Annotated in this window: 13 protein-coding genes; all 13 read left to right on the plus strand. The window is 60.7% G+C overall.

Annotated features, from left to right (window positions below; all coding sequences use genetic code 11):
* Nucleotides 1-10: 10 nt before the first annotated feature.
* The 13 genes from JOE39_RS15980 to purH all read left to right on the plus strand — a co-directional run bounded on the left by JOE39_RS15980 (nucleotide 11) and on the right by purH (nucleotide 12,891).
* Nucleotides 11-895 carry a type II secretion system F family protein gene (locus JOE39_RS15980; protein WP_065088835.1) on the plus strand — a complete coding sequence of 295 codons (885 nt, stop codon included), beginning with the start codon at nucleotides 11-13 and terminating at the stop codon, nucleotides 893-895.
* A 1-nt stretch (nucleotide 896) separates the two neighbouring features.
* Nucleotides 897-1,781, plus strand: a complete 885-nt coding sequence (locus JOE39_RS15985; protein WP_003391913.1) for a type II secretion system F family protein — start codon at nucleotides 897-899, stop codon at nucleotides 1,779-1,781.
* 35 nt (nucleotides 1,782-1,816) lie between these two features.
* A complete protein-coding gene (locus JOE39_RS15990) occupies nucleotides 1,817-2,554 on the plus strand; it encodes a hypothetical protein (protein WP_024650497.1) in 738 nt (245 codons plus the stop codon).
* Nucleotides 2,551-2,823: a DUF3613 domain-containing protein gene (locus JOE39_RS15995; protein WP_003421100.1), complete on the plus strand. Its 273-nt coding sequence runs from the start codon at nucleotides 2,551-2,553 to the stop codon at nucleotides 2,821-2,823. Before JOE39_RS15990 ends, JOE39_RS15995 begins: the two co-directional genes overlap by 4 nt.
* Before the next feature lie 106 nt (nucleotides 2,824-2,929).
* On the plus strand, nucleotides 2,930-4,720 hold the full coding sequence (locus tag JOE39_RS16000; protein WP_280922647.1) for a protein-disulfide reductase DsbD: 1,791 nt from the start codon (nucleotides 2,930-2,932) through the stop codon (nucleotides 4,718-4,720).
* Between the two features lie 129 nt (nucleotides 4,721-4,849).
* Nucleotides 4,850-5,302 (plus strand): type II 3-dehydroquinate dehydratase, encoded by a 453-nt coding sequence (gene aroQ / locus JOE39_RS16005; protein ID WP_003313934.1) that lies wholly within the window; start codon nucleotides 4,850-4,852, stop codon nucleotides 5,300-5,302.
* Between the two features lie 76 nt (nucleotides 5,303-5,378).
* Nucleotides 5,379-5,834 (plus strand): acetyl-CoA carboxylase biotin carboxyl carrier protein, encoded by a 456-nt coding sequence (gene accB, locus JOE39_RS16010; RefSeq protein WP_003313935.1) that lies wholly within the window; start codon nucleotides 5,379-5,381, stop codon nucleotides 5,832-5,834.
* Nucleotides 5,835-5,851: 17 nt separating this feature from the next.
* On the plus strand, nucleotides 5,852-7,195 hold the full coding sequence (gene accC / locus JOE39_RS16015; RefSeq protein WP_003313936.1) for an acetyl-CoA carboxylase biotin carboxylase subunit: 1,344 nt from the start codon (nucleotides 5,852-5,854) through the stop codon (nucleotides 7,193-7,195).
* 137 nt (nucleotides 7,196-7,332) lie between these two features.
* On the plus strand, nucleotides 7,333-8,211 hold the full coding sequence (gene prmA / locus JOE39_RS16020; protein ID WP_210078565.1) for a 50S ribosomal protein L11 methyltransferase: 879 nt from the start codon (nucleotides 7,333-7,335) through the stop codon (nucleotides 8,209-8,211).
* 24 nt (nucleotides 8,212-8,235) lie between these two features.
* Nucleotides 8,236-9,558 (plus strand): DUF3426 domain-containing protein, encoded by a 1,323-nt coding sequence (locus JOE39_RS16025; RefSeq protein WP_210078564.1) that lies wholly within the window; start codon nucleotides 8,236-8,238, stop codon nucleotides 9,556-9,558.
* A 317-nt stretch (nucleotides 9,559-9,875) separates the two neighbouring features.
* Nucleotides 9,876-10,889 (plus strand): tRNA dihydrouridine synthase DusB, encoded by a 1,014-nt coding sequence (gene dusB / locus JOE39_RS16030; protein WP_024693336.1) that lies wholly within the window; start codon nucleotides 9,876-9,878, stop codon nucleotides 10,887-10,889.
* On the plus strand, nucleotides 10,886-11,206 hold the full coding sequence (gene fis, locus JOE39_RS16035; RefSeq protein ID WP_002555375.1) for a DNA-binding transcriptional regulator Fis: 321 nt from the start codon (nucleotides 10,886-10,888) through the stop codon (nucleotides 11,204-11,206). The genes dusB and fis overlap by 4 nt, the downstream gene beginning before the upstream one ends.
* An 80-nt stretch (nucleotides 11,207-11,286) precedes the next feature.
* Nucleotides 11,287-12,891, plus strand: a complete 1,605-nt coding sequence (purH, locus tag JOE39_RS16040) for a bifunctional phosphoribosylaminoimidazolecarboxamide formyltransferase/IMP cyclohydrolase (RefSeq protein ID WP_210078563.1) — start codon at nucleotides 11,287-11,289, stop codon at nucleotides 12,889-12,891.
* Nucleotides 12,892-12,900: the final 9 nt, after the last annotated feature.

Below are 12,900 nucleotides of genomic sequence, written 5' to 3' on the forward strand. Positions count from 1 at the left end.
AGGAGTCGGCATGAGTGCGTCTCTGGTACTGGGCCTGATCTCCTTGCTGCTGTTTATTGCGTCCATTCGCATGTTCTACCTGGCGCTCAATCAGGGAGCCAGTGAACGGGTCAGGCAGCGGCTGATGGCCGGACAAGTACGGCCCGTGGCCGAAAAGACCGGCTGGAGCTACCTGGATCGGGCCTTTTTGCGCGCCGGGCTGGGACAGCCGACCAAGCGCATGGGCCTGGCCTTGTCGCTGTATGCGCTGCTGATACTGAGCGGCTACGCAACGGCCGGCGTCGTCGGCGCGCTCAGCGTGCTGCTGGCGGTGCCTCTGACACTGCGTGTGTTCGTTTCATGGCGCTATGAGGTGCGCGTGCGCCGCATGATCCAGCAACTGCCGCAATTGCTCGACCATACCGTGCGCAGCCTCAAGTCCGGCAGAACCCTGGCCGACGCGGTGCTGCACGGCATCGACGCCACCGACCAGCCTCTCAAGGACGGCATGAGCCGGATCGAGCGCAACGTACAACTGGGGGTCAGCCTGCCGGATGCGGCAAGGGACTTTGCCGAACTGTATGAGCGCGACGAATTTCACCTGTTCGCCATCGGCTTGCGGGTCAATCACCGCTACGGCGGCAATGCCAGCGAGCTGATGGAAAACCTGATCAAGCTGATTCGTGATCGGGAACAGGCCGGTCGCCAATTGCGCGCAATGACCGGCGAAACCCGAATGACTGCCGTGGTGCTGGCCCTGCTGCCGATCAGCATGGCCGGTTACTTTCTGGCGGTGAACCCCAACTATCTGCTGCATATGTGGGACGACGAAAGCGGCAAGATCATGCTGAGCGCGGCCTTCGCCCTGCAGGCCACGGGGTGCGTGGTGTTGTGGCGCATGTTGAGGAGCATTTGAGATGGAACTGTTATTCGCCGCCATGATGCTTGCCGCTGCCGCATTTGTGCTGTTGTCAGGCATAGCCCGTCAACGTAGTAATGAACGTCTGGTGGCCAGACGCTTAAGGGGCCAGGTGATCCGTGAGAGCCGCATCGGCAGCCTGTTGCGGTTGCTCGGTGACACCCGCATAGGTCAACGCAGCATCAGCCTGGATTCGGAAACCCAGATACTGCTCAACCGCATCGGCTGGCGGCGCGCCAGCAAACGCTCGTTATTCGCGGCCTGCCAGGTCGGCGTCCCGGTAGGCCTGATGGTCATTGTCATCCTCGGCCAACTGCTGTTTTTCAAAGGCATCCAGCAACCGCTGATCGCGCCGATCTTTGCCCTGGGCGCCGGCTATCTGCTGCCCAAGCGGATTCTGGCGACCGTGGCTCGGCGCCGTCAAAAACAAGTGGTGGTGGAAATCTCCACCTTCATCCCGTTGCTGCGCATCCTGTTCGAGTCCGGCATGGCGGTCGAACAGGCGCTTCGGGTACTCAGCAACGAAGGCAAAGACCTGTTGCCGGTGCTGTCCGAGGAAATCCGCGTGGTGTTGATGCGTGTCGATTCCGGTCTGGAACTGGGCGAAGAACTGAGAAAAACCGCCGCCCTGCTGGACGTCGACGAGTTGAGCGACACCTGTGTGATCCTCAATCAACTGATTCATCAGGGCGGCGGCGCATTGAAGTCTCTGCTCACGCTCAAGCAACTGATCGATGACCGACGCCTGACCCGCCTGCAAGAATACATTTCCAAACTCTCGGCAAAGATGTCGGTGGTCATGATGGTGTTTCTGTTCCCCGCCCTGCTGATTGTGCTGGCCGGGCCAGGATTTATGGCAATCAGCCGCGCACTGGGCAGTTGACCCGGTGTTACCCGTGCACGAAAGGACGCATTGCAATGAAACCAGTGATCATACTATTCGGGCTGCTGTTGCTGGGCGGCTGCGCCAGTGATGGTCGCCCCCTCTGGACGCAGACCACGGCTCAGCCGGGCCAGTGCCCCAAGCTGACCTCGGATCAGGAGTTCTCCCTGAATCTGGCTCAGAACATGGCCGATGAAGGCCGCCTGCATGCCAGTCTTGCCAACCTGGAAAGCCTGCCCGACAGCCTGGGCGAGGTTCGCCTGCGCAAGGCCCGGGTGTTGCGGCTTTTGGGCAGTAACGAGGCCGAGCCTCTGTACCGCAGCCTGCTGGGCACCTGCCGGGCAGCCGAGGGTGAGCATGGCCTCGGGCAACTGGCCGCAGCGCGTGGTGACAACGCGCTGGCACAGCAACACCTGCTGATGGCCAGCAAGCTGCAACCGACCGATGAAAAGATCCGCAATGACCTGGGCGTCGTCTACCTCAACCAGCTGAAACTGGAACAGGCACGCTTTCAGTTCCTGACGGCCATGGAACTCAAACAGTCGGACTCGCTGGCGGCGGTGAACCTGGCCACGCTGCTGATCTATCAGAACAACTGGACGCAAGCCGCCGAACTGGCGTCACGGGCCGGGCTGACGCCTGAACAGGTGACCGATGCCCAGGCGCGCGCCGAGCAATTGCGAAAGCGCCCTGCCGCTCCTCGAGCATCTGCACGGCCCATTGCGAGCCTGACAGGGCAAAATGATCGTCAGTCCCAGGAGGTACGACCATGAAACGCATCATACTCACCGGGTGTGTACTGCTGTTGAGCGCAGGTGATGCCTGGGCAGACAACACTGAAACTGCGACTTCTGAAACCCGGCAGACCGAGACCTGGCTGCAGCTTCAGGCCAGCGGCAAGGCTGCTTCGCCGACGCCACAGGTCAATACCGCGGCAGAGCGCGACCTCAGCCTGCAACGCTGGCTGGACACGTATAAGTACAAGATCCCGGATTTTTACGATCAGGAGGCTGGTGGCAGCTTTTCCTCGGGCAAGAAATAATTCCGGCACGGTCGTGGGCCTGCTGACACCCACTCTTACAACCTGCCCTCGGCACGCCGCCGGGCACTCCGTTATCATGCGCGGACTTTCGATATTCGAGACTGCCATGCGCCGTTTGTTATGCCTGCTGTTATTGATCCTGGCCCTGCCCGCCTCCGGCGCCGGCCTGCTGGATAGCCGACCTTCATCCACCCTGGGCGGCGGCTCGCTGGATAACAGCAAGGACTTCCTGCCTGTGCGTCAGGCCTTTCAGTTGAGCCTGATCGAAACAACGCCGGAGTCGATCAAGCTGAGGCTGGTCGCCACCGATGGCTACTACCTGTATCGCCACCGCTTCCAGTTCCGCACCGAGCCTGCCGACATCGGCCTTGGCGAAGCGCAACTGCCCAAGGGCGAGCAGAAACACGACGAGTACTTTGGCGATGTCGAGGTCTACCACGGCATTCTCGATATCGACCTGCCACGCAAACCCGGCGAACAACGCCCCTTCACCCTCGCCGTCACCTACCAGGGCTGCGCCGACAAGGGCTTGTGCTACCCACCTGAAACCGAACGTTTGAGCATCGGTGATGTGGCCGCCAGCCCGGCCAATCAGGCCTCTGCCACCCCACCCGCCGCCACGGCAGGCTGGAGCTGGAAAGAACTGGCGCTGTTTTTTCTCGCCGGCGTAGGCCTGACCTTCACACCGTGTGTACTGCCGATGCTACCGATCCTGTCCGGCGTGGTACTGCGCGGTCAGGTTGGCGGGTTGCGCGGGCTGAGCCTGTCTCTGGCTTACGTACTGCCAATGGCGGCGTGCTTTGCCCTGTTGGGCGCGCTGATGGGCGTGTTCGGTGCAGGCCTTAACCTGCAGGCGCGCTTGCAATCGGCCTGGGTGCTGGTGCCGTTCTCGGCATTCTTCGTGATCTTCGCCATTGCCATGTTCGGCGCTTTCGAACTGCGCCTGCCGCAATCGATCAGCTCTCGCCTGGACCGTATCGCCGGCAAGACCCAAGGCGGTTCATTGTGGGGTGCAGCGGTGCTGGGCGTGGTCTCCAGCCTGTTGGTATCACCTTGCGTATCGGCGCCTCTGGCCGGTGCGCTGTTGTATATCAGCGCCAGCGGCGATGCGCTCGGCGGTGCTCTGAAACTGTTTGCGCTGGGGCTGGGTATGGGCGCGCCGCTGTTGCTGATCGCCACCGGCGGTGCTACGTGGCTGCCGAAAAGCGGCCCTTGGCTGGTAACGGTGAAAAACGCCATCGGCGTGCTGCTACTGGGGCTGGCAATCGGCCTGCTGAGCCGTGTGCTGCCAGGGCAGGTCACGCTGTTGCTGGTGGGCCTATTGTCGGCCGGTGTCGCCCTGTTTCTCGGCGCGCTGGAATTCAACGTCAAAACCACACGGCAGAAACTCGCCCAGTTGCTGGGGCTGGCGTTGCTGGTCTATGCGCTGGCCTGCTGGTACGGCGCGCTGTCCGGGCAGACCGACCCCATGCGCCCGCTGGGCCGCGAGTACGCCACGGCGAATAGCGGGGCGGCAGCTTCGGCCGCATCACAGTGGCAAACGATCACCACCCCTGCCGAACTGGACCGTGTGATGCAGGAAGCCCAAAGCGAGGGCAAACCGCTGGTGCTCGACTGGTATGCCGACTGGTGCATCAGTTGCAAGGTCATCGAACACGAAGTCCTGCCTGACCCGGGCGTGGTCGCCCGCTTGTCGGGTTACAAACAGGTGCGTTTCGACATGACCGACAGCAACGCAGAGCAGCGCGCCCTGCTCGACCGATACAAGCTGTTTGGCCCGCCAGCGCTGCTTTTTTTCGATAAAAACGGCGAAGAACGGCAAACTGTCCGGGTCGTCGGCGAAATCGACGCAGCAGGCCTGATAGAGCGCCTGAACAGCGCCAATGACCAAAACTGATACCTTAGTCACAAACTTTGCGCGAATATCGCTCATTGTGCTGGCTACTGTTGTTAACTGGACAGTCTATTGCCCTTCCGGCATAGTCGCCGGGCGTAAACCGCTCGCAGACAATAAAAGGAACACGCAATGGCGACCATCCTGGTCCTTCACGGACCCAACCTGAACCTGCTGGGCACTCGGGAACCCGGGGTCTACGGCACCGTCACTCTGCCTCAGATCAATCAGGACCTGGAGCAGCGCGCTCGCGATGCCGGCCACCATCTGATGTATCTGCAAAGCAACGCCGAGTACGAACTGATCGACCGCATTCACGCCGCCCGCGGTGAGGGTGTGGATTTTATTTTGATCAATCCGGCCGCTTTTACGCACACCAGCGTTGCAATACGTGACGCGCTGATGGGAGTGAGCATCCCATTCATCGAAGTGCATTTATCAAACGTGCACAAACGCGAACCTTTCCGCCATCACTCCTACTTTTCAGATGTCGCTGTAGGAGTGATCTGTGGCCTGGGTGCCAGTGGATATCGACTGGCCCTGGAAGCCGCCCTGGAACAACTGGCCGCCAGTGCCAAGCCATGACGAGTCCAGCCTGAAGCTGACCGTATGGCTTGAGCCGGCCGACACATTGCCCTTACAGAACCTTGGGAGTTGATTAATGGATATTCGCAAAGTCAAGAAACTGATCGAATTGCTGGAAGAGTCCGGCATCGACGAGCTGGAAATTCGTGAAGGCGAAGAATCCGTACGGATCAGCCGCCACAGCAAGACCCCTGCGCAGCCTTACTACGCGCCCGCTCCGGTTGCAGCGCCGGTAGCCGCACCCGCACCTGCCGCCGCTCCGGCTGCGCCAGAAGTACCGTCGGCTCCGAAACTGAACGGTTTTGTGGTCAAGTCGCCAATGGTCGGTACGTTCTACCGTACCCCGGCACCTACTTCGCCTGCATTCGTCGAAGTCGGCCAGACCGTCAAGAAAGGCGACACCATCTGCATCGTCGAAGCGATGAAAATGATGAACCACATCCAGGCAGAAGCCAGCGGTGTGATCGAATCCATCCTGGTAGAAAACGGTCAGCCGGTTGAGTTTGACCAGCCGCTGTTCACAATCGTTTGACCCGGGGAGAGCCTGCGATGTTGGAAAAAGTTCTGATCGCCAACCGCGGCGAAATTGCCTTGCGCATCTTGCGTGCCTGTAAAGAACTGGGCATCAAGACCGTCGCTGTACACTCCACCGCAGATCGCGAGCTGATGCACCTGGGCCTGGCAGACGAAACCGTCTGCATCGGTCCGGCACCGGCCAATCTGTCCTACCTGAACATTCCGGCGATCATTTCGGCTGCCGAAGTGACCGGCGCCACGGCGATCCACCCGGGTTACGGGTTTCTCGCCGAGAACGCCGACTTCGCCGAACAGGTTGAAAAATCGGGCTTCGCTTTCATCGGTCCAAAAGCAGACACCATTCGCCTGATGGGCGACAAGGTTTCTGCCAAGGACGCCATGAAGCTGGCCAATGTACCGACCGTTCCCGGTTCCGACGGCCCGCTGCCGGAAGACGAAGACACCGCTCTGCGCATTGGCCGTGAAGTCGGTTACCCGGTGATCATCAAGGCCGCCGGTGGCGGTGGTGGTCGCGGCATGCGTGTGGTTCATCGCGAAGAAGACCTGATCGAAGCCGCGTCGCAGACCCGCGCCGAAGCAGCCGCCTGGTTCAGCAACCCGATGGTCTACCTGGAAAAATACCTGACCAACCCACGTCACGTGGAAGTCCAGGTGATTTCCGACGGCCAGGGCCAGGCTATCCATCTGGGCGATCGCGACTGCTCGCTGCAGCGCCGTCACCAGAAGGTCCTGGAAGAAGCGCCGGCACCGTTCATCGACGAAAAGGCGCGCGAGGATGTTCTGGCTGCCTGCGTCAAGGCGTGTATCGATATCGGTTATCGCGGTGCGGGTACGTTCGAGTTCCTGTACGAGAACGGTCGTTTCTACTTCATCGAAATGAACACCCGTGTTCAGGTGGAGCACCCGGTTTCGGAAATGGTCACCGGCATCGACATCGTCAAGGAGATGCTGAGCATCGCCGCCGGCAACAAACTGTCGTACACCCAGGATGACGTGGTCATCAAGGGTCATGCGCTGGAATGCCGGATCAACGCCGAAGACCCGAAGACCTTTGTACCAAGCCCTGGTCTGGTCAAGCATTTCCACGCACCGGGCGGCAACGGCGTACGGGTCGATTCGCACCTGTACAGCGGCTACAAGGTACCGTCCAACTATGACTCGCTGATCGGTAAAGTGATCACTTGGGGCGCGACCCGCGAAGAGGCCATGGCACGCATGCGCAACGCCCTGGACGAAATCGTGGTCGACGGGATCAAGACCAACATCCCGCTGCACCGCGACCTGACCCGCGATGAAGGCTTCTGCGAAGGCGGAGTCAACATCCACTACCTGGAGCACAAACTGGCCAATCAATAAGCCAGTCTGCTTCACAACGACAAAGCCGCAGTGATGCGGCTTTGTTGTTTGCAGCGCATAGCAGTAAACTTGCCCGCTTCCTGCGGCAGCACTGGCCTTACTAGCCGCACTTATTTCCAAATCGAAGGTAATCCGCCATGCCTTGGCTGCAAGTCCGTCTCGCCATCAGCCCAGAACAAGCCGAAACCTACGAAGACGCCCTTCTTGAAGTCGGCGCCGTGTCCGTGACCTTCATGGACGCTGAAGACCAGCCGATTTTCGAGCCCGAACTCAATACCACGCCGCTGTGGGCACATACCCACCTGCTGGCGCTGTTCGAAGCCGACACCAACGCCGAGATGGCCCTGGCGCACCTGAGCCTGCTGACCGGCGAAGAATTGCCCGAACACAGCGCCGAAGTCATCGAAGATCAGGACTGGGAACGCAGCTGGATGGATAACTTCCAGCCGATGTGTTTCGGCAAGCGCCTGTGGATCGTGCCGAGCTGGCATGCCGCGCCGCAACCGGACGCCGTAAATCTGTTGCTCGATCCAGGCCTGGCCTTCGGCACCGGGACCCACCCGACCACCGCGCTGTGCCTCGAGTGGCTGGACGGCCAGGACCTCGAAGGCTGCAACGTGCTGGATTTCGGCTGCGGATCGGGCATTCTGGCCATCGCCGCACTGCTGCTGGGTGCCGAACAGGCCGTTGGCACCGATATCGACGTGCAGGCACTGGAAGCCTCTCGTGACAATGCCGGACGCAACAATATCGCCGCCGAACGCTTCCCGCTGTACCTGCCCGAGGATCTGCCACACCAGCAGGCCGACGTGCTGGTCGCCAACATTCTGGCTGGCCCGCTGGTTTCCCTGGCGACGCAACTGGCTACCCTGATCAGAGCCGGCGGACGCCTGGCACTGTCAGGCATCCTTGCCGAACAGGGTGAGGAAGTTGCGGCAGCCTATGCTGACAGTTTTGATCTGGACCCGATCGCTAACCGAGATGGCTGGGTACGCATCACGGGTCGCCGCCGTTAACCGCCGCTTCAACCGGACAGCCGCATGACCGACAGTTTCGTCACCCAGTGCCCGCACTGCCAGACCAGTTTCAGAGTCAGTCACGCTCAACTGAGCGTGGCCCGTGGCGTGGTGCGGTGCGGAGCCTGCCTGCAGGTGTTCAACGCAGCGCGGCAGTTGCTCGAGCAACGCGCAAGCGATGACTCCGAAAAAGAGGCGCTGCCAGCCTCGCCGGTGGTCGCAGCCCTGCCCGAACCGGAGCCCCTGCCGACGCCAGTGCCGGAGCCCGAGCAGAAGCCGGAGCCGGAGCCGGAAAAGGCGCCCGAAGAGGACGATCCCTGGCAGGTCAGCGAACTGGATCTGGACAATCTCAATCTGGACGAAGAACTGGCCCGCCTCGAACAACGCGAGACGCGCAGGCCTGACACCTTTGCCCGCCCGGTCAGCGACATCGACAACGACGCTGTGAGCCTGACGGCGAAGCGTGACAGTCGGCAGAGCGATGAGGCTGCCTGGGTCGATACGCTGCATAACGACGATGTCGAGCAGTTGCCCGAGTTGCATGCAGAAGTTATCCCGGATGCAGACACTGCAGAAGCTCAGGATCTGCCGGAGGACGACAAACGCACAGAGCCGTCGCTGTCACTGGACAAGGATCTGGACGATGACGAGCCACCGATGCCAGTCATCATCCAGCGCAAGGCGCCGCCTGCCGAGAAGGTCGAGCGCTGGTCTGCGGTGGATGACGATGATGAAGACGACGACCATGAGCCGGAGCCTGAACCGCGGGGCAAGCGCAGCCGCAACGAACCGGCAGTGCGCGACCAGACACTCCTTGACCTGACCGACGACCCTTTACAGCTGGACTGGCAACGGCCCAAACCGCGCTGGGGCCGACGCCTGGCCTGGGGGCTGTTGATCATGCTGGCGCTGGCGGGCCTGGCAGGACAGTACGTCTGGTATCACTTCGATCAGCTGGCACGCCAGGACCAGTACCGCCCGTTGTTTCAGCAGATTTGCCCACAGGTTGGCTGCAAGGTGCCGAGCAAAGTCGACATTTCCCAGCTCAAGAGCAGCAACCTGGTCGTGCGCAGTCACCCGGAGTTTCAGGGGGCTTTGGTGGTCGACGCGATCATCTACAACCGCGCCTCTTTTTCCCAGCCGTTTCCCCTGCTGGAGCTGCGCTTTTCCGATACCGGCGGTCAGTTGATTGCCAGTCGTCGGTTCAAGCCCAGTGAATACCTGAGCGGCGAAATGGCCGGCAAGGAAGAGATGCCGCCGCAGACGCCGATCCATATCGCGCTGGATATCCTTGATCCAGGTGCCAAGGCCGTGAACTACAGCCTGAACTTCCGCTCGCCGGAATGACACGCCCGACGCCGAAGCGTCGGTCAAGACTGCTTCTTTACACGTAAATTTCATCAAAGAACGCTGCACGATCGCAGAAATTTCGCGGCAAAATACCCTCTTATCGAGGTGGTCGAGCCCCGGCAATAACTGTTCAGATTTTATCCAATTCAGCCTTTATCCAGTCATCGAGAGCGGGTATCATGCCAACCCTTTTTCAAACTCTCGGTTCGATCTGGCGGTGGCGCATGCGGCTGGCGGGATGAGCCGTTGCAGACCGGGTGAAACAGTTTTTTACACGGCCTGCGGATGATTTGGCCTCCACAACAGGTAAGGCTATGTCGGCAGTACGCATCGGCCCATATACAGTGCAAAACGGCTTGATTCTCGCCCCGATGGCGGGCGTCACCGACCAGCCTTTCCGTCAGCTGTGCCGAAGACTCGGCGCCGGCCTGGTGGTTTCGGAGATGGTCACCAGTGACATGAGCCTGTGGAACAGCCGCAAATCGCGTCTGCGCATGATCCACGAAGGTGATCCCGAGCCGCGCTCGGTACAGATCGCCGGTGGTGATCCGCAGATGCTGGCAGACGCAGCACGTGCCAATGTCGAACTGGGCGCCCAGATCATCGACATCAACATGGGTTGCCCGGCCAAGAAAGTCTGTAACAAGGCAGCAGGCTCGGCGCTGTTGAAGGATGAGCAACTGGTCAACGACATCCTGCAGGCCGTCGTGGCGGCAGTCGATGTACCGGTCACGCTGAAGATCCGCACCGGATGGGATCGTGACAACCGAAATGGCCTGACAGTGGCGAAAATTGCCGAGCAGGCGGGCATCACGGCACTGGCGGTACACGGGCGAACCCGTGCCGACCTGTACACCGGCGAGGCCGAGTACGACACCATCGCCCAGATTAAACAGGCCGTGTCGATACCGGTCTTTGCCAATGGCGACATCGATTCACCGCAAAAGGCCCGGCACGTGCTGAAGGCCACCGGTGCAGACGGATTACTGATTGGCAGGGCCGCACAGGGGCGTCCCTGGATTTTTCGCGAGATAGAACACTTCCTGCGGACCGGAGAAACACTGCCGGCGCCGCAGTCGAGTGAAGTGGAACGCATTCTGCTTGAGCATCTGGCAGCGCTCCACGTTTTCTATGGAGACGTGATGGGCGTGCGCATTGCACGCAAACACGTCAGTTGGTATCTCGCAACCCTGCCGGGCGCCAGAGAGTTTCGCGCCCACTTCAATCGTTTGGAAGATACGGAAGCACAGTGCGCCAACGTCCGGGAGTTCTTCAGCCAAGGCTGCAAGGGCCCGGATAACGAGAATGATAAAGAGGTGGCCGCATGACGATGATGACCGAGACTTTAGTGAGTGGAACAACACCCGTGAGCGACAACGTCAATTTGAAACAGCACCTCAACACGCCGAGCGAAGAGGGTCAGACCCTGCGCGGAAGTGTCGAGAAGGCGCTGCACAATTATTTCGCCCACCTCGAAGGCGCATCCGTCACTGACGTCTACAACCTGGTGTTGTCGGAAGTCGAGGCTCCGCTTCTGGAAAGCGTGATGAACTACGTCAAGGGCAACCAGACGAAGGCCTCCGAGCTGCTGGGACTGAATCGCGGTACGCTGCGCAAGAAACTCAAACAGTACGATCTGCTTTAAAGCATTCAAAACAGAAAAGGCGACCTTGCACCGCGGTCGCTTTTTTTTGCTGACTTCTTTTGCTTTTGATGGAAATCGAGATGACCGACCAGACTACCCGCCTGCCGATCCGCCGCGCTCTGATCAGCGTATCCGACAAGACAGGAATCCTTGAGTTTGCCCGCGAGCTTGAAGCGCTGGGCGTCGAGATTCTTTCCACTGGCGGTACGTTCAAGCTGCTCAAGGACAACGGCGTCGCGGCAGTCGAAGTGGCCGATTACACCGGCTTCGCTGAAATGATGGACGGCCGGGTCAAGACCCTGCACCCCATGATCCATGGCGGGATTCTGGGTCGTCGCGGCATAGACGACGCCATCATGACCGAGCACGGCATCAAGCCGATCGATCTGGTTGCGGTCAATCTGTACCCGTTTGAAGCCACTGTTTCCAAGCCGGGCTGCGACCTGCCGACCGCCATCGAAAACATCGACATCGGCGGCCCGACCATGGTCCGCTCCGCGGCGAAGAACCACAAGGACGTCGCCATCGTGGTCAATGCCAGCGATTACGGCCAGGTCCTGGAAAGCCTCAAGGCCGGCGGCCTGACCTACGCTCAGCGCTTCGACCTGATGCTCAAGGCATTCGAGCACACCGCCGCCTACGACGGCATGATCGCCAACTACCTGGGCGGCGTCGACCAGACCGCCGAAACCCTGAGTACCGAAGGCCGCAGCCAGTTCCCGCGCACCTTCAACACCCAGTTCGTCAAGGCTCAGGAAATGCGCTATGGCGAGAACCCGCACCAGAGCGCGGCGTTCTATGTCGAAGCCAAACCTGCCGAGGTTGGTATCGCTACCGTCACCCAGTTGCAGGGCAAGGAGCTGTCGTTCAACAACGTGGCCGATACCGATGCCGCCCTGGAATGCGTCAAGAGCTTCGTCAAACCGGCCTGCGTGATCGTCAAGCACGCCAACCCGTGCGGTGTCGCGGTCTGCCCGGACGATGAAGGCGGCATTCGTCAGGCTTATGAACTGGCCTATGCCACCGACTCCGAGTCGGCATTTGGCGGCATCATCGCCTTCAACCGCGAGCTGGACGCTGCAACCGCCAAGGCCATCGTCGAGCGCCAGTTCGTCGAAGTGATCATCGCACCGAGCGTCAGCGCCGAAGCCCGCGCCATCGTCGCCAGCAAAGCCAACGTGCGCCTGCTGACCAGCGGCCAGTGGAGCGAGCGCCTACCTGCCTGGGATTACAAACGCGTCAATGGCGGCCTGCTGGTACAGAGCCGTGACATCGGCATGATCACCGAGGCCGACCTCAAGGTCGTGACCCAGCGTGCGCCGACCGAACAGGAAATGCATGACCTGATCTTCGCCTGGAAAGTCGCCAAGTACGTCAAGTCCAACGCCATCGTCTACGCCCGCAACCGCCAGACCGTCGGCGTCGGCGCTGGCCAGATGAGCCGCGTGAACTCGGCGCGCATCGCTGCCATCAAGGCTGAGCATGCCGGCCTGCAGGTTCAGGGCGCGGTCATGGCCTCCGATGCCTTCTTCCCGTTCCGTGACGGCATCGACAACGCGGCCAAGGTCGGCATCACCGCTGTCATCCAGCCAGGCGGCTCGATGCGTGACAATGAAGTAATCGCTGCGGCCGACGAAGCCGGCATCGCGATGGTGTTTACCGGCATGCGTCATTTCAGGCACTAAGGGCAGCGG

Source organism: Pseudomonas sp. PvP100 (genome assembly GCF_017833055.1).
Lineage (GTDB): Bacteria > Pseudomonadota > Gammaproteobacteria > Pseudomonadales > Pseudomonadaceae > Aquipseudomonas > Aquipseudomonas syringae.

Excerpts from the sequence above, each read along its gene's own strand:
- aroQ (WP_003313934.1), top strand. The coding sequence starts at position 4,850 with ATGGCGACCATCCTGGTCCTTCACGGACCCAACCTGAACCTGCTGGGC.
- dusB (WP_024693336.1), top strand. The coding sequence starts at position 9,876 with ATGTCGGCAGTACGCATCGGCCCATATACAGTGCAAAACGGCTTGATT.
- JOE39_RS15990 (WP_024650497.1), top strand. The coding sequence starts at position 1,817 with ATGAAACCAGTGATCATACTATTCGGGCTGCTGTTGCTGGGCGGCTGC.
- accB (WP_003313935.1), top strand. The coding sequence starts at position 5,379 with ATGGATATTCGCAAAGTCAAGAAACTGATCGAATTGCTGGAAGAGTCC.
- JOE39_RS15995 (WP_003421100.1), top strand. The coding sequence starts at position 2,551 with ATGAAACGCATCATACTCACCGGGTGTGTACTGCTGTTGAGCGCAGGT.
- purH (WP_210078563.1), top strand. The coding sequence starts at position 11,287 with ATGACCGACCAGACTACCCGCCTGCCGATCCGCCGCGCTCTGATCAGC.
- accC (WP_003313936.1), top strand. The coding sequence starts at position 5,852 with ATGTTGGAAAAAGTTCTGATCGCCAACCGCGGCGAAATTGCCTTGCGC.
- fis (WP_002555375.1), top strand. The coding sequence starts at position 10,886 with ATGACGATGATGACCGAGACTTTAGTGAGTGGAACAACACCCGTGAGC.
- prmA (WP_210078565.1), top strand. The coding sequence starts at position 7,333 with ATGCCTTGGCTGCAAGTCCGTCTCGCCATCAGCCCAGAACAAGCCGAA.
- JOE39_RS16000 (WP_280922647.1), top strand. The coding sequence starts at position 2,930 with ATGCGCCGTTTGTTATGCCTGCTGTTATTGATCCTGGCCCTGCCCGCC.
- JOE39_RS15980 (WP_065088835.1), top strand. The coding sequence starts at position 11 with ATGAGTGCGTCTCTGGTACTGGGCCTGATCTCCTTGCTGCTGTTTATT.
- JOE39_RS15985 (WP_003391913.1), top strand. The coding sequence starts at position 897 with ATGGAACTGTTATTCGCCGCCATGATGCTTGCCGCTGCCGCATTTGTG.
- JOE39_RS16025 (WP_210078564.1), top strand. The coding sequence starts at position 8,236 with ATGACCGACAGTTTCGTCACCCAGTGCCCGCACTGCCAGACCAGTTTC.